Genomic DNA, 23,910 nt, shown 5'->3' with positions numbered 1-23,910 from the left:
GCTCCTCAGCGGGGAATGAGCAGGGCGGCGTTGGCCTCCTCCGCGCAGGAGCGCATCGCGGCTGCGGGCGTGCTCCTGCCCAGCAGCACGGAGGTGATGGCCTGTCCCAGGGCCTGCGAGACCTGGGGATAGGCGGGGTGGGCCGGGCGGACCCGCGCGGTCTCCAGGGCCTTGGTGAACACCGCCAGCCCCTCGACGCCCTTGGAGTGCTCGCGCCAGGCGGGCATGGCCTCGGTGGCGCGGCTGAGCGGCAGGCTGCCGGTATCGGTGCCCCAGCGCACGTCCTGGGCGGGTTGGGCGAGCCAGTCGACGAAGGTGCGGGCTGCCTTGGCGCGCGCCGGCCCGTTGTCGAAGACCGTCCAGGTGTCAGGCCCTGAGATGGTGACGGGCTTGCCGGAGAAGCTGGGCAGCGGGACCACCTGGTAGTCGATCTTGGCCTGCCGGACGTCCGGGAGCTGCCAGGGGCCGGTGACCACCATGCCCATCCGGCCGGACACGAAGACCTGGTACATCTGCTCGCTGCCGGGCTTGGGGTCGATGTAGACGCTCTTGTCGCGGGCGAGGTCCCGGACGACCCCCAGGGCGCGGGCACCCTGGTCGGCGAAGCCGATGCTGCGCCCGTCGTCGCCCATGAAGTCGCCGCCCAGGTCCCACAGCAGGGGCCAGATCCGCCAGACGGTGTCCTCGTCGCCGACGCCGGGCCAGCCGGTGCCGAATCCGCCGTCCGCCTTGTCGGTGAGCTTCTTGGCCGTCTCGATGAAGTCGTGCCAGGTCCAGCCCGCTTCGGGCAGTGGGATCTTGGCCTTCTTGAAGAGCTTCTTGTTGCAGACCACGGCCAGCGTGTCCAGCACCGCGGGCGAGGCGCGCACCCGGTCGTTGATGGTGACGGCCTCGCGGGCGGATGGCCAGTAGTTCTTCCACGGGACGCGGGGCGAGCCGACGGTCCCGGTCAGGTCGACGGTCTGCGGGCTGCGGGCGACGTTGGCCAGGTCGGAGCCGAAGACGTAGGCGATGTCCGGGTAGGAGCCGGCGGCGAGCGCGGCGGTGATCTTCTGAAGCATGGCGTCGGCGAGAACACCGCCGCCCATGTCGACACGGATGCGGGGATGGGTGCGCTGGAAGTCGTCCACCAGGCGTTTCATGGCGGCGCGTGCGGTGTCGGTCTGGCCGTGCCACAGCTCGATGGTCACGCGCCCGTCCGGGCCGACCCCGTCGTCCGCCGCGGTGGAGCAGCTGGTCAGCGCCGAGCCCGGACCCGCACCCAGCGCCAGCGCTCCACCACCACGCAGGACACCACGGCGCGAGGGCAAGAGCTTCATCGTCGAGCTCCAGAGAGATGGGGGGCACGTCCCCGCCTCGGACACCGATGGGTCCTGGCGACTCAGTCCGGGCTCGTGGCTCATCTAGGCTGCGGGGCAGCGCGTCCACCTACCGGCTAGGCGTACCTCTGGCGTCGAGTGCTCGACTGCGACGTGTCCCGGAGTAAACCGACACCCTCGACCGCTGTCAAGAGTTCGCTCTTGCTCGAAACCCGCTTGTTTCACGCAGAATTACGCAGAGAATCAGGGCAATTCCCCTCGTATAGCTGCGCTTTCGAGGTCTCTCGTGCCTTGTCACCGGGAGTGCGGGCGCAGTTCGGGAGCGGTCGGAACGGAGCTCCGAACGGGGGAGGTGCGGGGTGTGTGAGGGGGGCGTGAGGGCTCAGAGTGCGGGGTGCGGCTGTTTTGCACGCGCTGGTGACGTGCGGGCGGTTCCGGACCGCCGCTTCCGGGGAAGGGCCTAGGAATCGGGCTTCGGGGCCCGGCCCGGCACCCGGCGAAGGCCCCGGAGCCGGGGGGCGCCCGGCGACGGCGCGGAGCCGTGCGGCGGGCCCCGCGACGGAGTGGGCTGTACGCGCGCGCCGGGAGGTCCCGGCACGTATCGTGAAAGGCGCGGACCGTAAAACATCCGCAATGATGCGGGAAGCGAACGGAATTGACGCTCTCGCGCACGGTGGGGAGGCGTCGTGGAGGAATACGAGGGTTACGCGGGACGGCTGCTGGCCGACCGCTACCGTCTGCCCCTCCCTCCCGCCGACGAGTACGAGCTCGCCGAGTCGCTGGCCTGGGACACCGCCAGCGGGCAGGAAGTCCTCGTGCGCCAGGTGCCGCTGCCCGAGGTCGTGGACGCCGAGGTCATGGACGACGGCTCGGCGGACGGCTATGGCCGGGGCGCGGGCGGCGGGCCGCACGGCTCCCCGGGCCGCGCCACCCGCAGGCCCGCCGACCCCGTGGTGCGCCGGGCCGTCGAAGCCGCCGTCGCCGCCTCCCGGGTGCCCGACCACCCCCGGCTCGACCAGGTCTTCGACGTGTTCGTCGAGGCGGACGGACTGTGGATAGTGAGCGAGTTGGTGCCCGCGCGGCCCCTCGCCGCGCTGCTGGCCGAACGCCCGCTGGGCGCGCACCGCGCCGCGGAGATCGCCGCCGACCTGCTGGCGGCGCTGGGGATCGTGCACGCGCACGGCTGGGCCCACCGCAACATCACCATCCGTACGGTCCTCATCTGCGAGGACGGGCGCGCCCTGCTCACGGGCCTGTCGGTGGGCGCGGCCGAGGAGGCACTGTGCGGCTACGACCCGCTGCCGCCCGGCGGTGGAACGCGCGACCGTCCAGGGCCCGTTGTGCCCGCGCCCGGCGGCCGGACCGCGCTCGACCCGTCCCGCGGCCAGGACGCCGGCGCTCCTCGTACGGGTGACGGCGTCCCGCCCGCGAGGGGCGGCGGCCCCGCCGCGCGAGGGACGGGACCCACGGGGCGTGCCGGGCCCGCGACGTGGACGGGACAGGCGCTGCCCGACGGCTTCCTCGCACGCGAGGGCGGGCCGGGCGGCGGCGGTTCCGGCGCCGGTCCAGGGCGCGGGTACGGGTCCGCGCGCGGCGACGCGCGCAGCAGGGGCATCTTCGGCTTCGAGGGCGTCGAGCCGCGGGGGGAGGCGTCGCAGGCCGACGAGCGAGGCCGGGAGCCGAACGGGCCCCAGGGGCCCGGCGGTTCCGCCGGTTCCGCCCCGCAGGGGTCACGGCCGCCGGTCGCCCACGGCTACGGGACCGCCGTCGAGGGCACCGCTCCGGGCGCTCCCGACGAGGTCTCCGCGCGAGCCGCGCGGCGCGGCGCCATCGCGGCGTACCGCGCCGGGGCGCAGCGCGCGGCAGCGGAGTTCCGGGAGAGCGGGGCGCGGGAGAGCGGGCGGCGCCCCGGCGCCGAAGGCGGCCAGGAGCCCGTCACCGACTGGTGGTCCACCTCCTCGGGAAGCGGGAGCCGAAGCGGAGACGGAAGCGACGGCCCTGTCCCGGAGCAGGGCGCGCGGCAGGGCGGGGCGCTCGATGACGACGTGCGCTGGCTGCCCTCCGACGAGGACGAGGTGCGGCCCGGCACGCTGGGGAGCGAGGGCACGGGCGGCACCCGCCGGAGCGCGCGGGAGGAGATCTACGGCCCCCGCGCCACGGGCCCGTACGGGCAGCGCCAGACCGGTCCGGAGAGCGGCCCGACCTCGCTCCCCGGCGTGCGCCCCGGCGGCAGCCGCAGCGTTCCGGCGTCCTGGCACACCCGCGCGGTCGAGGCCGGCGGGGAGCAGGGGGCGGATCGGAGCCAGGAGCAGGGCGGGGAGCAGAGCGGGGAGCCGGACACTGGCGGGAACGAGGGGCTGCGCATCTTCGAGCCGCCTCCCGGGGGCGCGTACGAGAGCGGCGCCCCGTACGAGGGCGGCGCCGAGGACGAGGGCCCGGCGAGCCCCCACGCCTTCGCGGAGCCGGGTGCCTTCGCGGAGCCCGGTGCCTTCGTGGAGTCCGGCCCCTTCGTGGAGCCCGGTGACGGGGAGCGGCCCTGGGGTCTTGAGGAGGCGGGCGAGGGGCGCTATCGGGGGCCGGCGACCGCACTGGCGGCCGAGCGTGCCCGGCACGCGCGTATGACCGTCGTCGGTCCCGTCACCGAGCGCTGGGCGCCCGAGCAGGCCGGGCCCGTCTACGAGAACTGGCGGCTGGCGCCGCCCGTCGGCCCCGCCGCCGACCTGTGGGCGCTGGGCGCCCTGCTCTTCCGCTGCGTACAGGGCCACGCGCCCTACCCGGAGGACAGCGCGGCGGAGCTGGTGCAGATGGTGTGCGCGGAGCCGCCCGCGTTCGCGGAGGACTGCGGTCCGCTGCGTCCGGTGGTCGAGTCGCTGATGCGTCAGGACCCCACCGAGCGGCCGGACTTCGAGGAGCTGCGGGGCTGGCTGCGGTCGCTGATCCGCTCGGCGCCCGAGCCGGAGGTGGGCCTGCGCACCGTGACGGCGCCCCCGTCGCTGGAGCCCGGTGAGCCGTCCGACCCCAGACGGCTGCCGATCGTGCGGCGGCGCGGCGAGCTGGTGCGCAGACGCCGCCGCGACAGGCGGTTCGCCGATGGGGCCCCGCCCCGGCGCGAGCGGCAACGCGGGCACGGGCGCGAGCGGGAAGAGCCCCCCGCGCCCGAGCGCGGTTCCCGCTCACGCGGCGAGCCGGAGATGCTGGAGTCGGGCTCCCGGCCGGAGCGGGGGCGCAAGCAGCGGCACAAGAGGGCCCGTTCGGCGGAGAACGAGAGCGCCGGCCCACAGCGGCTGGGACGGCTGATCCTCGGACTGGTGCTGCTGGGGCTGACGGCGGCCGTGCTGTTCGTAATGCTGTTCATGCCCGGGCAGGAGAAGGGCGGCGGCGAGCAGAAGGGCTCCGTCGTCGTGCCCGAGGAGGGTGGCACCTCGCCCGGCGGGAAGTCCGAGGAGTCCAAGGACGGCAAGGACGGCAAGGACGCCAAGGACGCCAAGGACCCGGAGTCGAAGGACGGGAAGGACCCCAAGGGATCCGGCGGCTCCAAGGGCGCGGAGAAGTCCCCGGGGACGACGCCATCGAAGGCCCCCAAGGGGTACAAGACGAGCCGCGACCCCGCCGGGTTCGAGATCGCCGTGCCGCAGAAGTGGGACCGGCGCTCGGCCAACGCGCGCGGCCAGGTGCGCTACAACGGCGGCGAGGTCGAGATGGTCCTCGCGCACGGCCGCGACACCACGAAGAAGTACGGCAAGGACCCCATGGCGTACCAGAGCGAGCACGAGCCCGAGCTGGCCGCCTACCGCGCCGCGGACTGGGCGAGCACGGGCGGCCTGCGGCGCATCGACGTGGGCAGCACGGCGATGGCCGAGGGCACCTTCAAGTGGCGTGAGCAAGGCGGCCGGAAGGTGTACGCACGCAACCGCGCGATGATCCTCGACGGGCGCTATCACGTACTGCTCGTCATCGGCTCCGAGAGCCACAAGAAGGAGATCGACCGTCACTTCGAGGCGGTCGCCGACACCTACCGCGTCACCCGGCGCTGAGCGCTCCGCAGGAAGTGCCGCTGTGGACGCGCAGCGGCTGCGGGTGGGTCGTGGCCGGTCGCGCAGTTCCCCGCGCCCCTTCGGGGCGCACCCGAAGCGCACCGGGCCGGACCGGACGTGGTCGTCCGCTCCCGACGCCGCAGGGCGGCGCACCACCCCAGGGCGGCACACCACCCCGTGCGCGGATTCAGGGCTGCGGCGCCCGGGCGGCGCGGAGGCGGGGCATCATGTGGGGATGGACGGGGTGATCGCGGGGCGCTACCGGATCGGGGAACGGCTGGGCCGGGGCGGCATGGGCACCGTATGGCGGGCCCACGACGAGCTGTTGGGGCGGCACGTGGCCGTCAAGGAGCTCCATCTTGAGGACGGGCACTCTCCCGAGGAGACCCGCAGGCTGCGCGAGCGCACGCTCCGCGAGGCCCGCACCGTGGCGCAGGTCGGACACCCCAACATCCTGGTGCTGCACGACGTGGTGGAGCAGGACGAGCGCCCGTGGATAGTGATGGAGCTGGTCGAAGGGCGCTCCCTCGCCGAGCTGATCGCCGCCGAGGGCCCGGTGACGCCGCAGGAGGCGGCGCGTATCGGGCTGGCGCTGCTCGGCGCGCTGCGGGCCGCGCACCGCGTGGGCATCCTGCACCGCGACATCAAACCGGCCAACGTCCTGCTGGAGGACGGCTCCGGACGGGTCGTGCTGACCGACTTCGGCATCGCGCGGGTCGCGGGCCTGACGACGATCAGCGATACGGGCAGCCTGTTCGGCTCGCCCGAGTACATGGCCCCGGAGCGGCTGGCCGAGGAGCGCACCGGACCCGCCTGCGACCTGTGGTCGCTGGGGGTGCTGCTGTGCGCGGCGGTCGAGGGGAAGACGCCCTTCCACCGCGAGTCGGCGACCAGCGTGGTGCACGCGGTCGCGCTGGGCGAGATCCGGCTCCCGCCGAGCGCGGACGGGCTGCGCCCGGTGATCCTCGGGCTGTTGGAGCGCAGCCCGGAGCGCCGGATGGACGCCGACGACGCGGAGGCGCTGCTGCGGGCCTACGCCGAGGACGGGGTGATGCCGCAGGCGCCCCCGGGCAGCGCTGAGCCGAAGGAGCCGGCCGATGGCGAGCGGCAGGAGCCGGCCGGCGAGGAGTGGCGGGAGCCGGTCGGCGGGGAGCCGAAGGGGCCGGTCGGCCGTGCGGGCGGGGCCGGGCCGTCGTCGGCCCGGAAGTCCGGGGCAGCCGCTGCGGGTCCGTCGGTCCCGCACCCGCCGACCGCCCCCTCGGTCCCCCACGCCGCACCGTCCGCCGGGGACTTCCCGGCCGACGACGCCCCGGCGGAGGCCGCCTCACTCCCGCCGGGGACTCCGCGCGGCGGCAGCCGGTCGGTGCTCGTCGCGGCCCTGCTCGTCGCGGCTCTCGCGGGCGGGGGAGTGGCGGGCGGAGTGGTGCTCTCCTCGCGCGACAGCGGCGCCGCGGCCGACGCCGGCGAGAAGCGCGGCGGGCCCCGGCAGCAAGGCGGGGAGCGGAGCGGCCCCGGATCCCGGAAGCCGGGCCCCGGGCCCGAGGCGGACAACGACGAGGAGGGCTCGAAGAAGCCCGCCCCGTCCGGGCTGCCCGAGGGCGCGGGCGACGCGGAGCGCACCGTTCCGGGTGCCCCGGCGGGCTACCGGACGGTGGAGGATCCACTGGGCTTCCGGATGACCGTGCCGAAGGGGTTCACCCGCTCCCTGGAGCCGCCGCGCGTCTTCTACTACTCGCCCGGCAAACGGTTCCGTATCGGCGTGCACATCCAGGACCAGGAGGCGGGCGGCGCGCTCGGCGTGATGCGCGAGGCGCACCAGGAGGCGCCCGCGCGCTATCCCGGCTACCGGGACGCGGCGGTCGGCGCACGCGCGCACGGACGATTCCCGGGCGCGCGCTGGGAGTTCACCTGGAACGGCGCGGCTTCGGACGGCGGCTCCCGGCACACCTACGACCAGAGCTGGGACGAGGCCGGGAAGCTGTACGACGTGTGGGTCTCCTCGCCGCTGCCGGAAACGGCAGCGGGCAAGCGCTATTTCGACAAGGCGCTGAAGACTTTCGAGCGTGCCCCGACCCGCTGACGCCTGCCCGTCGAGGACCGTTGACGCCTGCCCGCCGAGGCGCGTTCAGTCCCGCTGACGCCCCGCTGAAGCCCGCTTGTTGAGGCCGTCGCGACCGCGTCACAGGTCAGTGAACGCGGTGGCTCCGGCACCACCGCGGGGTAATGCTGTGTTCATGACGAACGAGGGGGACAGCTTGGACGAGCAGACGAGCTACGGGCTCCAGCCGCCCGGGGAAGCGCGCGAAGGAGTTCCGCCCCAGCCCGCTCCCCGCGCCTACGAGCCCACGCGGGAATCGGCTCAGCCTCCGCCCGCGCCCCCCGCCCGACCCGGTGCCGAGCCCGGCAGCGGGCGCCTGATCGGCGGCCGGTACCGCCTCACCTCCCGGCTGGGGCACGGGGGAATGGGCACGGTCTGGCGGGCGCACGACGAGGTCGTCGACCGCGATGTCGCCGTCAAGGAGCCCCGGCTGCCGGACACGCTGTCGGACCGCGAGCGCCAGACGGTGTACGCGCGGATGCGCCGCGAGGCACGTACGGCGGCGCGGATCGACCACCCCTCGGTCGTCACGATCCACGATGTCGTCGTGGAGGACGGCCAGCCGTGAATCGTCATGAAGCGGCGAAGTCCCTCAAGATCAACGACCTCTGACGGGCGTCGGGGGTCCCGGAGGGGGGCGGCGCGGCTCTGCCAGTGATTGCTGGCAGATTCCGTGAAAAGGGGTTACCGCTGGGTATGCGGGCCCGCGCCCGGAGTCGTACTCTCGGTCGCATGACGGACTCGCAGGACAGCACCGGCCCCGCCACCGCCCCGGAGACGGGCCCTGCCACCGGGCAGGAGGCGGACTCCGCCACCACGCACGAGACGGGCCGCACCCGCCGCCCCTCCGGCAACCCCGTCGCCCCCGCGCCCTCGGGGGTACGCACGGCGGCGGACGTGGTCACCCCGTCCCTCGTCGCCTCGCTCTCCCGGGGCGTCACGGGAAGCGGCAAGACCAGCAGCCACACCCCCTTCACCGGGGAGGTGCTGGCCGAGCTGCCCGAGTCCGCACCGGAGGATGTCGCGTCGGCCTTCGAGACGGCGCGCGCCGCCCAGCGTGCCTGGGCCGCCACCCCCGTCCGTCAGCGGGCTGCCGTGCTGCTGCGCTTCCACGACCTGGTGCTCAGCCGCCAGTCGGAGGTCCTCGACCTCATCCAGCTGGAGACCGGCAAGGCCCGCCTCCACGCCCACGAGGAGGTGCAGGCGGTCGCCGTCGCCGCCCGCCACTACGGCCGCAAGGCCGCCTCGTATCTGCGCCCCAAGCGCCACACGGGCGCCATCCCGGTGCTGACCAAGGTCATCGAGCTGCGCCACCCGCGCGGCGTCGTCGGGCAGATCGCGCCCTGGAACTACCCGTTCGAGCTGTCGGTGGGAGACGCGCTGCCCGCCTTCGTCGCCGGCAACGCGGTGGTGATGAAGCCGGACACCGAGACGGCGCTGACCGCGCTGTGGGCCCGGCGGCTGATGGTCGAGGCGGGGCTGCCCGAGAACGTGTGGCAGGTCGTCCTCGGCGACGGTCCCGTGGTCGGCCCCGAGGTGGCCGACCGGGGCGACTACGTCTCCTTCACCGGCTCCACCCGCACCGGCCGCGAGGTCGCCCAGCGTGCCGCCGCCCGGCTGGTGGGGTGCTCGCTGGAGCTGGGCGGCAAGAACGCGATGCTCGTCCTCCCGGACGCCGACCTCGACAAGGCGGCGGCGGGCGCCGTACGCGGGGCCTTCTCCTCCGCCGGGCAGCTGTGCATCTCCATCGAGCGGCTCTACGTTCACGAGTCGGTGGCCGACGCCTTCCTGGAGCGCTTCGTGGCCCGTACCCGCGCCATGCGGCTGGGCGCCTCGCTCGCCTACGGCGCCGACATGGGCTCGCTGGTCTCCCAGCGCCAGCTGGACACCGTCACCCGGCATGTCGAGGACGCCGTCGCCAAGGGCGCCACGGTGCTCACCGGCGGCTGTCCGCGCCCGGACATCGGGCCGCTCTTCTACGAGCCCACCGTGCTGGAGGGCGTAGAGACGCCGATGGCCGTCTGCGGCGAGGAGACCTTCGGGCCGGTCGTGTCCGTCTACCGCTTCTCGGACGTGGACGAGGCGGTCGAGCTGGCCAACGCCTCGCCCTACGGCCTCAACTCCAGCGTGTGGGGCACCAACGGCAGGCAGGCGCGGGAGGTCGCGGCCCGGCTGCGCACCGGCACGGTCAACATCAACGAGGGCTACGCCTCCGCCTACGGCAGCGCGCAGGCCCCGATGGGCGGCATGGGGGACTCGGGCCTGGGCCGTCGGCACGGCTCCGAGGGCATCTTGAAGTACACCGAGCCGCAGACCGTCGCCCACCAGCGGGTGCTGCCCATGGCGCCGTCGCTGGGGATGGACGACGAGAAGTACGCCGCCTTCATGTCCCGCTCCCTCAAGGCACTCAAGACGCTGCGTCTGCGCTGAGCGCGCGGGCCCGGCGCGCTGCCCCGACACCGCACTTCTTCCGCACTGTTCAACTTCCGCACTGTTCAACGCCGAACCGGAGGTCGCCATGTCCCTGCCCAACCCTGCCCGGAAGCAGGCGGATTCAGGTTCCGACGACCCTTTCGACTATGACGTGCTGGTGGTGGGGTCGGGCTTCGGCGGCGCGGTCTCGGCGCTGCGGCTGTCGGAGAAGGGCTATCGGGTCTGTGTGCTGGAGGCGGGGCGGCGCTTCACGCGTGAGGAGCTGCCGAAGAACTCCTGGGACCTGAAGAACTTCCTGTGGGCGCCGTCGCTGGGTCTGTACGGGATTCAGCGGATCCACCTGCTGGCGAATGTCATGATCCTGGCGGGCGCGGGGGTGGGCGGGGGTTCGCTGAACTACGCGAACACGCTGTATGTGCCGCCGCGTCCGTTCTTCGAGGACCGGCAGTGGGGGCACATCACCGACTGGCAGTCGGAGCTGGCGCCCTTCTACGACCAGGCGCGGCGGATGCTGGGGGTGCGGCTGAACCCGACGATGACGCCTTCGGACGTGCATCTGAAGGCGGCGGCCGAACGGATGGGGTACGGGGACAGTTTCCATCCGGCGCCGGTGGGGGTCTTCTTCGGCGACGGCCAGGACGCGGACGGGGGCGGCGCGCGGGCGGGCGCCGGGGAGACGGTGCCGGATCCGTACTTCGGCGGTGCGGGGCCGCAGCGGCGGGCGTGTGTGGAGTGCGGGGAGTGCATGACCGGCTGCCGCCGGGGCGCGAAGAACACCCTCAACGAGAACTACCTCTACCTCGCGGAACGGGCCGGAGCCGAGATACGCGCCCTGACCACGGTCGTCGGCATCCGCGAGCGCGCGGCGGGTACGCACGGCGCGCCGACCGCACCGGATGCCACGCAGGCGGCCGACGCTCCGGATGCTGGGAGCGCGGCCGACGCTCCGGATGCTGCGAATTCCGCGAACGCACCGGATGCCGCGAGTTTCGCCGGCGCACCGGATGCCGGGGGATACGAGGTCGCGGTCGTTCGCACCGACAAGCGGCGCGGCGCCCGCCCGAAGATCCTGCGCGCCCGCCATGTCGTCCTGGCGGCGGGCACGTACGGCACCCAGACCCTGCTGCACCGCGTACGGGACGAGGGCACGCTGCCCCGTCTCTCGCGGCGCCTCGGCGAGCTCACCCGCACCAACTCCGAGGCCCTGGTGGGCGCGCAGACCGTGCCGGGCCGCTACCGCAAGAAGTGGGGCAAGCAGGCGGACCTGGACTTCACCAAGGGCGTGGCCATCACCTCGTCCGTCCACCCCGACGCCACCACGCACATCGAGCCCGTCCGCTACGGCAAGGGCTCCAACTCGATGAGCGCGCTCACCACGCTCCAGGTCCCGCGCGGCATCCAGACGAAGCTCCCCGGCGTGCTGGCCTACCTCGTGACGTGCCTGCGCCACCCCGCGCTCTTCGCGCGCTCCCTCTCGGCCCGCAAGTGGTCGGAGCGGGTCATCATCGGCCTGGTCATGCAGACACACGACAACTCGCTCACCACCTACCGCAAGGACAAGGGCCTGGGCAAAGGTCTCCTGACGGCGCGTCAGGGACATGGTGCACCCAACCCCGTGCACATCCCCGAGGGCGCCGAGGCCGCCAGGGTGCTGGCCGAAGAGATCAACGGCTTCCCCGGCACCAACGTGGGCGAGCTGATGGGCACCCCCCTCACGGCGCACTTCCTGGGCGGCTGCCCCATCGGCGACAGCGCCGAAAGCGGCGTCATCGACCCCTACCACCGGCTCTGGGGCCACCCCGGCATCTCCGTCGTCGACGGCTCGGCCGTCTCCGCCAACCTCGGCGTGAACCCCTCCCTCACCATCACGGCCCAGGCCGAACGCGCCATGTCCTTCTGGCCCAACAGGGGCGACCAGGACCCCCGCCCCACCCAGAAAGCCCCCTACGCGCGCCTGACCCCGGTGCCCCCCGAGCGCCCCGCCGTCCCGGAAGAGGCCTTCGGCGCCCTCCGCCTCCCCCTCCTCCCCGTGCCCGAGGTCCCCGCCCCACAGGAGTAGTTGGCGGCTGCGTACGGTGATCGCCGTACGGACCTTCGGGGAGGAGCCGGTGGTGGATGGAGCCTGGACGGGGATACGGGAGCGGGTGCTCGCGTTGCGGGAGGCGCCGCGCGGGTGGGTGGTGTTCGGGTCCGACTCTCCCGTCAGCGGCCACAACTTCGAGCTGCGGCCCGCCCTCACCGAGGAGCAGGTGCGGGCGGTGGAGCGGCGGCTCGGAACCGAACTCCCCGAGGAATACCGCACGTTCCTCATGGAAGTGGGCGCGGGCGGCGCGGGTCCCGGCTACGGCCTGTTCCCGATGAAGCCGCCGGGGCCCGACGACCCGCCCGGCACCGGCCACTGCGCGCTGCCCTTCCGCCCCGAGCTCCTGGCCGAATCCGAGGCGCACGAGTGCGCGGAGCCCCGGCGGCCCGAGAACCCGTACGACGACGCCGCCATCGCCGCGTACACCGCCTGGGACCAACGCCGCGATGAGCTGGAGGAGGCGATGGACGAGGGCACCCTCTGCATCAGCGACCGCGGCTGCGCCTACTACTACCTCCTCGTGATCACGGGCCCCCACCGCGGCACCGTGTGGGACGACGTACGGGCCGTCGGCGAAGGGGTGGTGCCGGTCGAACTGATCGGCAGCACGGGGCCCGTGACGTTCGCGGAGTGGTATCTGAACTGGCTCCACCACGCCGAGCGCCGCGCCTGGGACGAGACGACCGAGCCCCCGCCGCGCCTCCAGTACACCTCCAGGCAGGGCCCGTCCGGCGAGTCCTGATCGAGGCTGTACACGGCGAAGGGCCCCGGGGCGCCGGCCGGGTGGGTGGCGGCAGCCTCGGGGCCCTTGGCGGTCAGCACCGGCGTCAGGGCAGCGCCGGTGCTGAGGAGGGCGGCGCCGGGGGGTAGCGCCGCCGGGGGGTTCGACCAATGGCAGCCCCCTGCCCTGCCCTACCAACTTTGGTGCACGGCGGGGGGTTTGCTCTCAGCATCGTGGTGGATGCGGCTCGTGCCGCGCAACCGTTTCGACGGAGTCGGCCGGACCGTCTCACTCTTCGGTTGGACGGTCGCCAGCCTGCGGTCTTCCCGCTACGCAGGGGAGTTCGCCGGGAGTCCGCGGAGCGGCCGGCCCAGAGCGTCCCCGGGACCGGCCGCTGTCGTGACCGGGCTGCTGTCCCCTGCTGTCCGGTCACAGCACCGGAGCGAGGTCCCACGACGCTTCCGGCTCCCCTCCCGGGGAGGCCGGGCGTCTCATCGCTCCGGTGACGCCGCCCCATTCCCCGCCGAGCGCCCGGCGGACATCAGGGACACCCCGTCCAACGAAGCCCCTCCGGGGCGGTCACGCGCCGTACGGGTGAGGAGCGCCCCCCCGCGTCCTTGCCCTTACCTGCCCCGGCACAGCCCGAGCAGTGTCATCGCCAGATCGCGGCCGGGGCGGCCCAGCTCGGTGCTGTAGTGGTCGAGGATCTCCATCTCGCGGGCCAGATGGACCCGCCTGCCGCCGGACGCGAGGCGCACCCGCTGGATGTGTTCGGAGACCTCCATCCGGTCCCGGACGAGCGCGATGATGCGGGTATCGAGCGCGTCGATCCGGGCACGTTCGGCGGCGATGACGCCTTCGGCGTCGACCTGAGCCGTGGGGTGCTCGCTGAGGGGTGCGGTGCTGGTCATCGGGCTGCTCCTTGGGATCGGGAGCCCACGTGCCGCTGCGGCCCAGGAGCGAACATACCGGCGCCCCGGGCCTTGATCGGCCCGGGGCGCCTGGTAAGTCGTGTGTCAGCGGTTCACACAGAACGACCATGGCTGCCGGCCGGGCCGGTGCCATAGGTAAACCAGAATCGAGTCTGCGCGAACATGCCCCCCAGTATGCCCCATGGCACCCACCCACCTTTCCGCCCCTCTTTCACCCACGATGGGGGCTCCTCCCCTTGGTCCCGCCGCGACGGCGCTCGGCCGCGATGGGGCTCCCCCTTCCGCCGCGACGGCGCTCGGCCACGATGCCGGTGTCCGGCGGTGCCGCTCCGGTGTGGCACCGGTTCGGCACCGCCGGTGACGTGCGTGGGGCGTCTCGCCGTCGCGGCGGGACGGAAGGGGACGGGGACCAGGTCTGGCACCGTTATCATCGGTGCCAGATCCCCGCTTCACCGCCGAAAGGCAGCTCCGTGGCTTCCTCCCCGTCCGACTCCGCTCCGGACACCGTCCTCGTCGTCGACTTCGGCGCGCAGTATGCCCAGCTCATCGCGCGCCGGGTGCGTGAGGCGCGGGTTTACAGCGAGATCGTGCCCTCGACCATGCCGGCCTCCGAGATGCTCGCCAAGGACCCCAAGGCGATCATCCTGTCCGGCGGCCCCTCCTCCGTGTACGCGGAAGGGGCGCCCTCCATCGACCGCGCGATCTTCGAGGCCGGGGTCCCGGTCCTGGGCATCTGCTACGGCTTCCAGCTGATGGCGACCACGCTCGGCGGCACCGTCGACAACACCGGCAGCCGGGAGTACGGCCGCACGGATCTGACGGTCTCCAAGCCGTCCTCCACCCTCTTCGAGGGGACGCCCACCGAGCAGCAGGTGTGGATGTCGCACGGCGACGCCTGCTCGGCGGCGCCGGAGGGCTTCACCGTCACCGCGTCCAGCTCCATGGTGCCGGTGGCCGCGTTCGAGAACGACGAGCGCAAGCTGTACGGGGTCCAGCACCACCCCGAGGTGATGCACTCCACATTCGGGCAGCAGGAGCTTGAGCACTTCCTCTACCGGGGCGCCGGGCTGACCCCGTCGTGGACGACGGCGAGCATCGTCGACGAGCAGGTCGAGGCCGTCCGCGCACAGGTCGGCAGCAGGCGCGCCATCTGCGCGCTGTCCGGCGGGGTGGACTCGGCCGTCGCCGGTGCGCTGGTGCAGCGGGCGATCGGGCCGCAGCTGACCTGCGTGTACGTCGACCACGGGCTGATGCGCCAGGGCGAGACCGAGCAGGTCGAGAAGGACTTCGTCGCGGCCACGGGCGCCAAGCTCAAGGTCGTCGACGCCTCCGGGCGCTTCTTGAGCGCGCTGGCCGGGGTCTCCGACCCGGAGGAGAAGCGGAAGATCATCGGCCGGGAGTTCATCCGGGTCTTCGAGGCGGCCCAGGCCGAGATCATCGCCGAGGCGCCCAGCGACGAGCCGGTCGCCTTCCTGGTGCAGGGCACGCTCTACCCGGACGTGGTCGAGTCCGGGGGCGGCACGGGCGCCGCCAACATCAAGTCGCACCACAACGTGGGCGGCCTGCCCGAGGACATCGAGTTCGAGCTGATCGAGCCGCTGCGCAAGCTGTTCAAGGACGAGGTCCGGATGGTCGGCCAGGAGCTGGGCCTGCCGGACGAGATCGTCCAGCGCCAGCCCTTCCCAGGCCCTGGCCTGGGCATCCGCATCGTCGGCGAGGTCACCCGCGAGCGGCTCGACCTGCTGCGCGAGGCGGACGCCATCGCCCGCGAGGAGCTGACGGCGGCCGGGCTCGACCGGGACATCTGGCAGTGCCCCGTGGTGCTGCTCGCGGACGTGCGCAGCGTGGGCGTCCAGGGCGACGCGCGCACCTACGGGCATCCGGTGGTGCTGCGTCCGGTCTCCTCCGAGGACGCGATGACCGCCGACTGGTCGCGGCTGCCGTACGACGTGCTGGCCCGCATCTCGACGCGGATCACCAACGAGGTCTCCGAGATCAACCGCGTCACGCTCGACGTCACCAGCAAGCCCCCGGGGACCATCGAGTGGGAGTGACTCCCGCATCCTGAGCGCGGTACCCCCGCCTGTGCCGTCGTTCCCCCCTTCGGGAGCGGCGGCACACGTGTGTGCGAGCTGGGATACGGTGCCGGGGTGTCGGATGAGTCTGAAGTGCCGGACGGAGGGGGAGAGCCGAAGAAGCGGGGCCTCCTTGAGCACTCGAAGGAGGACCAGGAGCGCTGGGCCGCCCTCCGGCAGCAGGACGAACGGCGGCGGCGCCGCAGGAAGACCGTCGTGTGGAGCCTCGTCGGCGTGCTCGTTCTCGGCGTCGCGGGGGTGATCGCCAAGCCCTCGCTGAAGGACATGTACATCGAGTCCGGCGCCTGCGACGGGGCGATACCCGACGGCTCGATGGACACCCTCCGCGCCACCACCGGAGAGTCCGGCGCGCACCTCGCCGAGGAGAGCGCCGAGCTGGACACCCAACTGGGGCGCTACACCTGCGAGGTGGAGAACGAGGAGGGCGAACGGGTCGTCGAGGCGGAGGTCTACAGCAGCCGCGACGACATCGACCGTGAGCTGGCGCGGCAGTTCACCGACGACGGCGGACGTCCGCGCGCCGCGCTGCCCGGCGGGCTGCCGGGCTTCGAGGGCAAGCTGTCCGGGATCATCCTCATGCCCGACTGCCCCGGGCGGGGTAAGGACGCGGCCGGGCACCGCGCCCAGCTCCTGGTGGACGTCTACGCGGGCCACCTGTCGAAGCCGCGGCAGGTGCTGCGCGTGGGCGCCGCGCTCGCCAACAAGGCGTCGCAGAAGCTGGGTTGCCACGCGAAGCCGCTGCGCGTTCCGGCGGAGGGCGTCGCGGCGAAGACCGTGGATCCGGCGAGGGCCGGGGGCACCTCGTGCGCGGCGCTGGCCAAGAGCCCGCTGCGGGGCAGCGGCTGGGTCGCCGACATCCGTACGCCGGACGGCCGTGGCCCGATGGCGAGCTGCACCGTGCGGCCCAAGGGGCTCGACAGGAACGGCGAGCCGCATGGCGCGGTGCTGGAGCTGGACGTGTGGTACGGCGACTGGTCGCGCCGGATGATGCTGTACCAGGCCCGGCAGGGCGGGGCCGGTGGCGACCGTGAGAAGGAGAAGGTCCGGCCGTGGCTCACCGGCGAAGGCGGCTGGGCGACGGCCGAGTGCGACGGGCAGGCCGCCGGCTTCCAGCTCGCGGTCCGGCGCCCCGACGAGGACGAGGGGGCCGCCGAGGACACCGGCGAGGCGTCGGTGAGCCGCGGCCGGCTCGGCAAGGGCGAGATGCGCGCGATGCTCGCCTCGTTCGCCAAGTCCCAGGCCCGCGAACGCGGCTGCCACGGCCTGCGGCTGCCGCCGGCGCCGCGCTGACGGATGCCGGGGCGTGCCCTGACTGTGCGCTGGGTCCCTGGCGGGAGCTACGGCCTTTCCGGCGGGTCTTCGCGCTGCCCTCTTGCCTGGTGGCTGAGCGGGGGCTGCCCTTTGGCTGCGTTTTGCAGGGTGCGGGTGCCTTCCGGGCTGGGGCGCGCAGTTCCCCGCGCCCCTTGGGGTGCCCCGGTGGCGGGCATGCCTGATCCGCCGGACACGCCCTATCGCAGGCGGCCCACGCCGCCGTACCAGGAGACCTCCGCGTGCGACGGGCGGTCGGATTCCGGGTCGGTCGCGCGCCAGTCGGAGACGACCTGGATGCCCGGCTCGACGAGCTCGAAGCCCGCGAACAGCTCCGCGAAGGCCGCGCGGTCGCGCAGGGTGAGCGGTACGCCCTGCGCCCGGTAGGCGGTCTGGACGCCGAGTGCGGTCTCGGGGGAGATCTCGGCCGTCGCGTGCGAGAGGATGATCACGCTGCCGGGTGCCAGGGCCTCGCGTATCCGCGCGACGATCGCGCCCGGCTCTTCCTCGTCCGAGATGAAGTGCAGGATCGCCACCGCGAGCACGGCCACCGGCTCGGTGAAGTCGATCAGCGCCCGCGTCTCCTTGCGCTCGATGATCGAGCGGGGGTCGCGGATGTCGGCCTGGATGACGGTCGTCCGCTCGTCGGCGGACAGCAGCGCGTGCCCGTGGGCCAGGACGATGGGGTCGTTGTCGACGTACACGACGCGCGACTGGGGGTCGTGGTGCTGGGCGACCTGGTGAACGTTCTGGGCGGTCGGCAGGCCGGATCCGATGTCGAGGAACTGGCGGATGCCGGTCTCCTCGACCACGTGGCGCACGGCGCGGCCGAGGAAGGCACGGTTCTCGCGGGCCGCGATGCGCAGCGTCGGGAACGCGGTCATCGCCGCGTCGGCCGCCTCCTGGTCCGGGGGGTAGTTGTCCTTGCCGCCGAGGAGGAAGTCGTACATACGCGCCGAGTGGGCCTCGTCGGTCCGCAGCCCGGACAGCCCGGATCCGCTGGACTCGTAGAGGCGGGCCACCTCCTCATTGCTGTGCGTCACACTTCCTCCGCTTCTGGCCACAATTCATCGATATATCAAGGCAGATGAACGTATCTGCACGAGATGAAGCCTAACCGGACTCCCTCCCGGAACGGCGGGAGGGTGAACTCCCGTACGGCCACGGCGACTCGTCGCCGGCGACGCTCAATCCGGGTCCGTGGCCCGCCAGATGGAGAAAGAGCCTAGGTTGTGGGGAGCGGTAGCTGAGCGAGTCAGGGGAGAGCACGATGACCGATGGGCCCGACAGGCCGGAGCCCGTGGACGGGATCGACACCACGGTGGCGCATTCTGCACGGATCTGGGACTACTGGACCGGCGGCAAGGACCACTACGCGGCCGACCGGCAGGCGGGCGAGAGGGTCCGGGAGGTCTTCCCGGACATGACCACCCTCGCGCGGGTGGGACGGCACTTCATCGGGCGCACCGTGCGGTATCTGGCCGGGGAGGCCGGCATCCGCCAGTTCCTGGACATCGGTACGGGCCTGCCGACCGTGGACAACACCCACGAGGTCGCCCAGCGGGTCGCCCCCGAGGCGCACATCGTCTACGTCGACAACGATCCCCTGGTGCTCGCGCATGCGAACGCCCTGCTCACCAGCACTCCGGAGGGCGCCACCCGGTACGTCGACGCCGATGTGCGGCAGCCGGAGAAGATCCTTCAGGCCGCAGCCGCGACCCTGGACCTGGACCGGCCGGTCGCGGTCATGCTGATGGGGATCCTGGCGCATGTCCCCGACTACGAGGAGGCCCGCGCGATCGTGCGGCGCCTGATGAGCGACCTGCCCTCGGGCAGCTATCTGGCGGTGCGGGACGGCACGAACACCGACCCCCTGTACGTGAAGGCCCTGGAGGGCTACAACCGCGGCGGCTCCGTCCCGTACCAGCCCCGCAGCCCGGAGCAGGTGGCCGCCTTCCTCGACGGCCTGGACGTGATCGAGCCCGGCGTCGTCTCCTGCCCCCAGTGGCGCCCCGAGGCGCCCTCGCTGGAGACCCGCCAGGAGGTGCCGCTGTACGGGGGCGTCGGCCGCAAGCCGTAGTCCTGGACGAGCCGTGGCCCTGGACGAGCCGTGGCCCTGGACGAGCCGTGGCCCTAGAACTGGGTCAGCGCCAGGACGTAGCGGGAGTCGATCTCCACGCGGAGCCGTTCGGCGCTGCCCTCGGGGATGTGCCGCTCGCGGGCCCAGCGGTCGAAGGTGGCGAACAGCTGCACCCTGCCGTCCATCAGCCGTGCGGCGGCCCGCTTTCCGCTGCCCGCCGAGGCGTCCGGCCGCCGGTCGGCGAGCGTGGCCGAGGCGGGGCGGGTACGCACCTGGTGGCCGGCCGCCGCGTAGGTGCCCCGGGTGTGCCGCAGCACGGCGCGCTCGAACGCGGCGCGTGAGGAGATCCAGCCCTCCTTCAGACCGACGTTGCGGCCGACCATGAGGGTCGCGATGAAGTTGGCGGAGCGCTCCAACTCGATCTCGGTGGACATCAGACCGTTCTTGGCCTTCTCGCCGGGCTCCTGGGCGTCGCCGGTCAGCCGCTCCAGGTAGTAGGCGAAGCGGGCCCGCTCGGCGTCGTAGAGCGTGGCGAAGGCCCGGGGGGAGGCGGCCAGCCTGCGCACCACCTTCTCCATCCGCAGTGTGTCGGGGAAGACGGCGTGCATGTCGCGGCCGTGCGGGTAGGGCGTGGCCCAGTTGCCGCTGTGGTCCTCGTACTCGGCCTGGTCGTCGCGCACGGTCGGGCGGTACCAGTCGGAGTCCGGCACGTGGGCGAGCCCGCCGGTGTCCTCGATGTAGGCGGCGAGCGTCCGGGCGACGTAGGGACTCAGCGCGAGCGGGAAGTCCGGCTCGTAGGTCCGGCCGTGCCCCAGAAGCTCGATGAGGGCGTGGGCGATCCGCGCCTCCCGTTCCGTGTGCGCCCGCGCGGGCGCGTCCCGCTGCTCCCAGGTGCGGCCCGTCGTCGCGGCGACGACGGCGCGCCCGGCCAGCGCGGTACCCGCCGCGCTCCCGCACAGCGGCGCACCCTTGGTACGCAGGAGCCGTTCGAGCGGCCCCGTGGTGCGGGCGTCCGCGCCCGGATCGAGCGCCGCGGCAGCGCGCTGCGGGTCGCGCGCCAGCGCCCGCGCGGAGGCGGGCGCCGCCCGGCAGGCCGACGCCTCGGCGTCGCCCTGGACCAGCAGCGGAACGAGCCCCGCGCCGAGCGCCAGTACAAGGACGCCGCCGCCCACCACGAGCAGGGTGCGCCGCGAGGCGCCGCGTATCCGACCGAGAAGAGGCACCGAGCGAGGGTAGCTCGCCCGGGGAGCGGTAACGGGTGGGCGGGTGGGCGAATCCACGGGCAGTCGCGACGGCGGGTAAGCCGACAGCGGTGCGACGGGCCCGCCGCTGACCTACCGCGCCCAGGCGCGGGTGAGCGCCGCCGCCTCCCCGCGTGTGGACACGCCCAGCTTGCTCAGGATGTTGGAGACGTGGAACTTCACCGTCGACTCGCTGATCCCGAGCGCGCTCGCGATCTCCCGGTTGCGGCGCCCGAGCGCGAGCTGTTCGAGGACGTGCAGCTCACGCGGATGCAGTTCGTTCAGCCCCTCCGACGCGGGCCCCGTCGCCCCCTGACGGCCCGGGGCGCACAACGGCAGGACGACGGTGAACGTCGTCCCCCAGCCGGGCACGGCGTCCAGCTCCAGCGTGCCGCCCAGACCGGCGACCCGCTCGGACAGATGTCCGGCGACGGACTCGGCGCCGAGGTGCCCGGGACCGTCGTCCCGTACGGCGGCGCGCAGCGTGTGGTCTTCCAGCCACCAGCCGATGTGCAGCCGTTCGAGACCGTCCTGCTCCAGCATGGCCAGCACGGCACCGCGTACGGCGGCGCGCGCGGTGTGCGCGGTGTCGGACGGCACATGGCGCGAGGTGCCGGGCGGACGCAGCCCGAGCCGTACCGGAGCGGCGCGCCCGGCCTGCCCGGCGGGCCCGTTCCGTCCGCGTCTCCCGTCCCGTAGCAGAGGCCGCAGCTCCCGCGTCAGCCGGTGGAACGCGTCGTCCGCGCTCTCCTCGCTCAGCTCCCGGTTCCAGTACGGCATCGTCCGCAGGCTGCTCAGCGCTTCGACGGCCAGTTCGGTGGCGGCCCCGCGTGCGGCGGTGTCGTCGAGCGCGCCGGACCGCAGGACGCGCAGCAGTCCGGACAGCGAGGTGGTGACCGCGTCCGTCATCTCGTCGATGCTGTGGGCGCGGGCAGCGGCGGCGGCGCGGGAGACGGCGGCGTACTCGGAGTACGCCTCGGCGCTCAACTGGTAGGCGTGCGCCGTCACCAGATCCCAGACCCCCTGCACCGTCTCCCGTACGCCGTCCGGCACCGGTGCCTCGCCGATACCGGTCAGTGCCAGCAGCGCACCGCCCGCGCCCCGGGGTGCCGAGGCGACGCCGAGGACGGGCCGTGCCGCCCCGCCGAGCACCGCTTCGCCCTGCCACGGGATGCCGACCCGTACGTGGACGGAGAGCTCGCCGAGTTCGCGGCCGGTGATGCGTCCGGCCAGCTCGCCGTCGCTGCCGACGGCCTGCCGGGGTGCGTACGCGGACGTCTCGCTGAGCTGCGCGGCGACGGTGTGCGGCACGAGTCCGCGCAGCGCGCGCGAGGTGCGCTCCAGCAGGCGCGGCAGCGGCGTTCCGACCACTTCCGCGGCGTGGGCCAGCGTCTCTTCGGGGGTCGTCCAGCGTCGCTCCACACGGCTCACCGTACGACGGGGTTGCGCCTGGTCGCCTGTCCGTTCGACGGGCTGGGAACCGGCCGGTCGGCCGGTCCTGCGGGCGGGGCGGGCTGACGAGAGTGGTGCTGCGCCGCGTAACCGCGAACCGCGCAAGAAGCCACGAACGACGCCGGAGGACTCCTTCATGCCGCAGGAAACGACCCCGAGAACGCTCGCCACCAAGTCCGTCGCCTTCGACCGCTACGGCTCCGCCGACGTACTCGCCCCGAGGACCGTCGAGCTGCCCGCTCCCGGCCCCGGACAGGTCCGGATCGCCGTCCGTACGGCCGGGGTCAACCCGCTCGACCACAAGCTCCGCCACGGGAGCCTCTCCGACCTCTTCCACCTCGCCCTGCCCCACGTGCCCGGCATCGAGGGCGCGGGCGTCGTCGAGGCCGTCGGCCCTGATGTGAACGAACTGGCGGTCGGGGACGAGGTCTTCGGCTGCACGCTCACCGGCTCCTACGCCGAGTACGCGCTCGCCGAGGTCCACCGGCTCGCCCGCCGCCCCCCGACGCTCGGCTGGCTGGAGGCCGCTGCGGTTCCGTCGGCCGCGGAGACGGCGGTGCGGTGTTTCACCTATCTGGGTCTCAAGGCGGGCGAGACGCTGCTGTTGCACGCTGCGGCGGGCGGCGTCGGTACCCTCGCCGTCCAGCTCGCGGTGGCGCGCGGCATCCGCGTGATCGGTACGGCGAGCGAGAGCAACCACGCCTACCTGCGCGCCCTCGGCGCCGTCCCGGTGACGTACGGCGAGGACCTGGCCGAGCGGGTGCGGGCCGTCGCGCCGCAGGGGGTGGACGCCGCGCTGGACGGAGCGCAACGCGACGGCTCGGCCCAGGTGTCGATAGAGCTGACGGGCGGCACCGAACGCGTTGTGGCCATCGCGGACCAGGGGGACGCGGCCCGGCACGGGGTGTACTTCTCCGGGTACGAGGACTCCGACTTCGCCGCCGCGATGGCCGAGACCCTCACCCTGCACCGGGCCGGGACCCTGCGCCTGCCCGTTCACCGCTGCTACCCGCTCGCGGACGCGGCGGAGGCGCAGCGGGAGAGCGAGCGGGGACATCTGCGGGGAAAGCTGGTGCTGTTCGCGAGGTGAGCGGCGCCGTGCCGTGCCGCGCTGTGCCGTAACGGGAAGTGCCGTAACGGGAAGCCGTAACGGGAAGCCGTAACGGGAAGTGTGTGCGGCGGTGTTGTGTACCTGCTCCCAGATGTAGTACTTCTTATACATGAGCGAGCACGTACACAACAGGCTGGCAGTGGTGCGGGCCGAGCGTGGTGTCTCCCGGCAGCAGCTTGCCGAGGCGGTCGGGGCGCACTATCAGACGGTCGGCTACATCGAGCGCGGGCAGTACAACCCGAGCCTCGATCTGGCGCTGCGCATCGCCGGCTACTTCGAGCTGCCGGTGGAGGCGCTGTTCTCCCTGGAGCCGTTCCGCCCGCTCACGGACGAGCTGTACGGCACCACAGGCAGGGGGAAGGCCCGATGAACACCACCACGAGCCGTTACGACAACATGACCCGCCACGACAGGTGGTCGTTCAGGACGATGAACGACCCGCGCGTCAAGCGCTATCACGCCACCCGCGCGGCCCGGCGCGGCATCGTGACGGCCCACATCGCCCTCACGCTCGTCGGGCTGGCGGGCATGTCGGCCTGCTTCGTGACCGGCCGCGCGTGGCTGCTGGCCCTACCGCTGGTCGCGCTGCTGGCCTGGATTCCGGCCACCGGTCTCCTCAACTCCATGACGCGGGGCCTGATGGAGCTGCGCGCCCACGTCCTGGACGAGCGCCAGCTCGCCGACCGCGGCACCGTCCACACGCTGGCCCACCGGGTCACTTCGGGGCTGATGACCGCCGCGCTGCTGGTCTTCTTCGTCACCTCTCTGGCAGGTGACTCCCTGAGGGACATGGCCACCCCGCTGGCCGTCACGGGCGTGTTCCTCGTGGGCGTGCACCACATGCTGCCGCTGTGGATCGCGGCCCTGCGCGTCCAGGACGAGCCGCTGGACGACCCCCTGGACGAGCCGTTGGGCGAGCCGTTGGGCGACAAGTGAGGCATCTGCCCCGCTCCGCCGGTGCCGCATCGGTCGGGCCGCTGGACGGCCCGGGTGCCGTCGCCG

16 protein-coding genes and 1 pseudogene are annotated in these 23,910 nt (G+C 73.2%); 12 read left to right on the top strand and 5 right to left on the bottom strand.

Going from position 1 to position 23,910, the window contains the following annotated elements:
• Positions 1–5 precede the first annotated feature (5 nt).
• Positions 6–1,319 carry an ABC transporter substrate-binding protein gene (locus OHB04_RS16840; protein ID WP_326688517.1) on the bottom strand — a complete coding sequence of 438 codons (1,314 nt, stop codon included), beginning with the start codon at positions 1,317–1,319 and terminating at the stop codon, positions 6–8.
• Positions 1,320–2,005: 686 nt separating this feature from the next.
• Here OHB04_RS16840 and OHB04_RS16835 point away from each other — a divergent pair.
• The 6 genes and pseudogenes from OHB04_RS16835 (at position 2,006) to OHB04_RS16810 (ending at position 12,709) form a co-directional block, all read left to right on the top strand.
• On the top strand, positions 2,006–5,353 hold the full coding sequence (locus OHB04_RS16835; RefSeq protein WP_326807737.1) for a serine/threonine protein kinase: 3,348 nt from the start codon (positions 2,006–2,008) through the stop codon (positions 5,351–5,353).
• A 235-nt stretch (positions 5,354–5,588) separates the two neighbouring features.
• Entirely contained in the window at positions 5,589–7,433 is a 1,845-nt protein-coding gene (locus tag OHB04_RS16830) for a serine/threonine-protein kinase (protein ID WP_326807736.1), read from the top strand.
• 154 nt (positions 7,434–7,587) lie between these two features.
• Positions 7,588–8,016, top strand: a pseudogene (locus tag OHB04_RS16825) (serine/threonine protein kinase); the annotation flags it as partial.
• Positions 8,017–8,183: 167 nt separating this feature from the next.
• Positions 8,184–9,881 (top strand): succinic semialdehyde dehydrogenase, encoded by a 1,698-nt coding sequence (locus OHB04_RS16820; RefSeq protein WP_326807735.1) that lies wholly within the window; start codon positions 8,184–8,186, stop codon positions 9,879–9,881.
• Positions 9,882–9,969: 88 nt separating this feature from the next.
• Complete coding sequence (locus OHB04_RS16815) at positions 9,970–11,943, top strand: GMC family oxidoreductase (protein ID WP_326688513.1); 1,974 nt, start codon at positions 9,970–9,972, stop codon at positions 11,941–11,943.
• A gap of 52 nt (positions 11,944–11,995) precedes the next feature.
• On the top strand, positions 11,996–12,709 hold the full coding sequence (locus OHB04_RS16810; protein ID WP_326688512.1) for an SMI1/KNR4 family protein: 714 nt from the start codon (positions 11,996–11,998) through the stop codon (positions 12,707–12,709).
• Between the two features lie 602 nt (positions 12,710–13,311).
• Here OHB04_RS16810 and OHB04_RS16805 read toward each other — a convergent pair.
• Positions 13,312–13,599, bottom strand: a complete 288-nt coding sequence (locus tag OHB04_RS16805) for a chorismate mutase (RefSeq protein WP_326688511.1) — start codon at positions 13,597–13,599, stop codon at positions 13,312–13,314.
• 491 nt (positions 13,600–14,090) lie between these two features.
• Between OHB04_RS16805 and guaA the strand changes: the two genes are divergently transcribed.
• Both guaA and OHB04_RS16795 read left to right on the top strand, forming a co-directional pair.
• Complete coding sequence (guaA, locus tag OHB04_RS16800; protein WP_326688510.1) at positions 14,091–15,674, top strand: glutamine-hydrolyzing GMP synthase; 1,584 nt, start codon at positions 14,091–14,093, stop codon at positions 15,672–15,674.
• Between the two features lie 96 nt (positions 15,675–15,770).
• Entirely contained in the window at positions 15,771–17,006 is a 1,236-nt protein-coding gene (locus OHB04_RS16795; protein ID WP_326688509.1) for a hypothetical protein, read from the top strand.
• Positions 17,007–17,224: 218 nt separating this feature from the next.
• Here the strand turns inward: OHB04_RS16795 and OHB04_RS16790 are convergent, their stop codons facing one another.
• The gene (locus OHB04_RS16790) at positions 17,225–18,067 is read right to left on the bottom strand and encodes an SAM-dependent methyltransferase (RefSeq protein ID WP_326688508.1); all 843 of its coding nucleotides are present in this window, start codon (positions 18,065–18,067) and stop codon (positions 17,225–17,227) included.
• A 227-nt stretch (positions 18,068–18,294) separates the two neighbouring features.
• Here OHB04_RS16790 and OHB04_RS16785 point away from each other — a divergent pair, with 227 nt between their 5' ends.
• Positions 18,295–19,104: an SAM-dependent methyltransferase gene (locus tag OHB04_RS16785; RefSeq protein WP_326688507.1), complete on the top strand. Its 810-nt coding sequence runs from the start codon at positions 18,295–18,297 to the stop codon at positions 19,102–19,104.
• A 53-nt stretch (positions 19,105–19,157) separates the two neighbouring features.
• Here OHB04_RS16785 and OHB04_RS16780 read toward each other — a convergent pair whose 3' ends face one another.
• Positions 19,158–20,327, bottom strand: a complete 1,170-nt coding sequence (locus OHB04_RS16780) for a hypothetical protein (RefSeq protein WP_326807734.1) — start codon at positions 20,325–20,327, stop codon at positions 19,158–19,160.
• Positions 20,328–20,438: 111 nt separating this feature from the next.
• Positions 20,439–21,767, bottom strand: a complete 1,329-nt coding sequence (locus OHB04_RS16775; protein WP_326807733.1) for a helix-turn-helix transcriptional regulator — start codon at positions 21,765–21,767, stop codon at positions 20,439–20,441.
• Between the two features lie 166 nt (positions 21,768–21,933).
• Here OHB04_RS16775 and OHB04_RS16770 point away from each other — a divergent pair, with 166 nt between their 5' ends.
• From OHB04_RS16770 to OHB04_RS16760, 3 genes are all read left to right on the top strand, one after another.
• Positions 21,934–22,887, top strand: a complete 954-nt coding sequence (locus OHB04_RS16770) for an NADP-dependent oxidoreductase (RefSeq protein WP_326807732.1) — start codon at positions 21,934–21,936, stop codon at positions 22,885–22,887.
• A gap of 130 nt (positions 22,888–23,017) precedes the next feature.
• Complete coding sequence (locus OHB04_RS16765; RefSeq protein ID WP_326688503.1) at positions 23,018–23,278, top strand: helix-turn-helix transcriptional regulator; 261 nt, start codon at positions 23,018–23,020, stop codon at positions 23,276–23,278.
• Positions 23,275–23,844, top strand: coding sequence for a hypothetical protein (locus OHB04_RS16760; RefSeq protein ID WP_326807731.1), 570 nt, complete (start codon positions 23,275–23,277; stop codon positions 23,842–23,844). The genes OHB04_RS16765 and OHB04_RS16760 overlap by 4 nt, the downstream gene beginning before the upstream one ends.
• The last annotated feature ends 66 nt before the right edge of the window (positions 23,845–23,910 follow it).

The organism is Streptomyces sp. NBC_01775 (assembly GCF_035917675.1).
Taxonomy (GTDB): domain Bacteria; phylum Actinomycetota; class Actinomycetes; order Streptomycetales; family Streptomycetaceae; genus Streptomyces.
The sequence above is the reverse complement of the archived record's forward strand: the minus strand, read 5'-3'. Positions and strand labels throughout refer to the sequence as shown.

What these genes read in the sequence shown, in the direction of transcription:
- OHB04_RS16770 (WP_326807732.1), top strand. Translation starts at nt 21,934, where the DNA reads ATGCCGCAGGAAACGACCCCGAGAACGCTCGCCACCAAGTCCGTCGCC.
- OHB04_RS16765 (WP_326688503.1), top strand. Translation starts at nt 23,018, where the DNA reads ATGAGCGAGCACGTACACAACAGGCTGGCAGTGGTGCGGGCCGAGCGT.
- OHB04_RS16830 (WP_326807736.1), top strand. Translation starts at nt 5,589, where the DNA reads ATGGACGGGGTGATCGCGGGGCGCTACCGGATCGGGGAACGGCTGGGC.
- OHB04_RS16785 (WP_326688507.1), top strand. Translation starts at nt 18,295, where the DNA reads ATGACCGATGGGCCCGACAGGCCGGAGCCCGTGGACGGGATCGACACC.
- OHB04_RS16805 (WP_326688511.1), bottom strand. Translation starts at nt 13,599, where the DNA reads ATGACCAGCACCGCACCCCTCAGCGAGCACCCCACGGCTCAGGTCGAC.
- OHB04_RS16840 (WP_326688517.1), bottom strand. Translation starts at nt 1,319, where the DNA reads ATGAAGCTCTTGCCCTCGCGCCGTGGTGTCCTGCGTGGTGGTGGAGCG.
- OHB04_RS16820 (WP_326807735.1), top strand. Translation starts at nt 8,184, where the DNA reads ATGACGGACTCGCAGGACAGCACCGGCCCCGCCACCGCCCCGGAGACG.
- OHB04_RS16760 (WP_326807731.1), top strand. Translation starts at nt 23,275, where the DNA reads ATGAACACCACCACGAGCCGTTACGACAACATGACCCGCCACGACAGG.
- OHB04_RS16815 (WP_326688513.1), top strand. Translation starts at nt 9,970, where the DNA reads ATGTCCCTGCCCAACCCTGCCCGGAAGCAGGCGGATTCAGGTTCCGAC.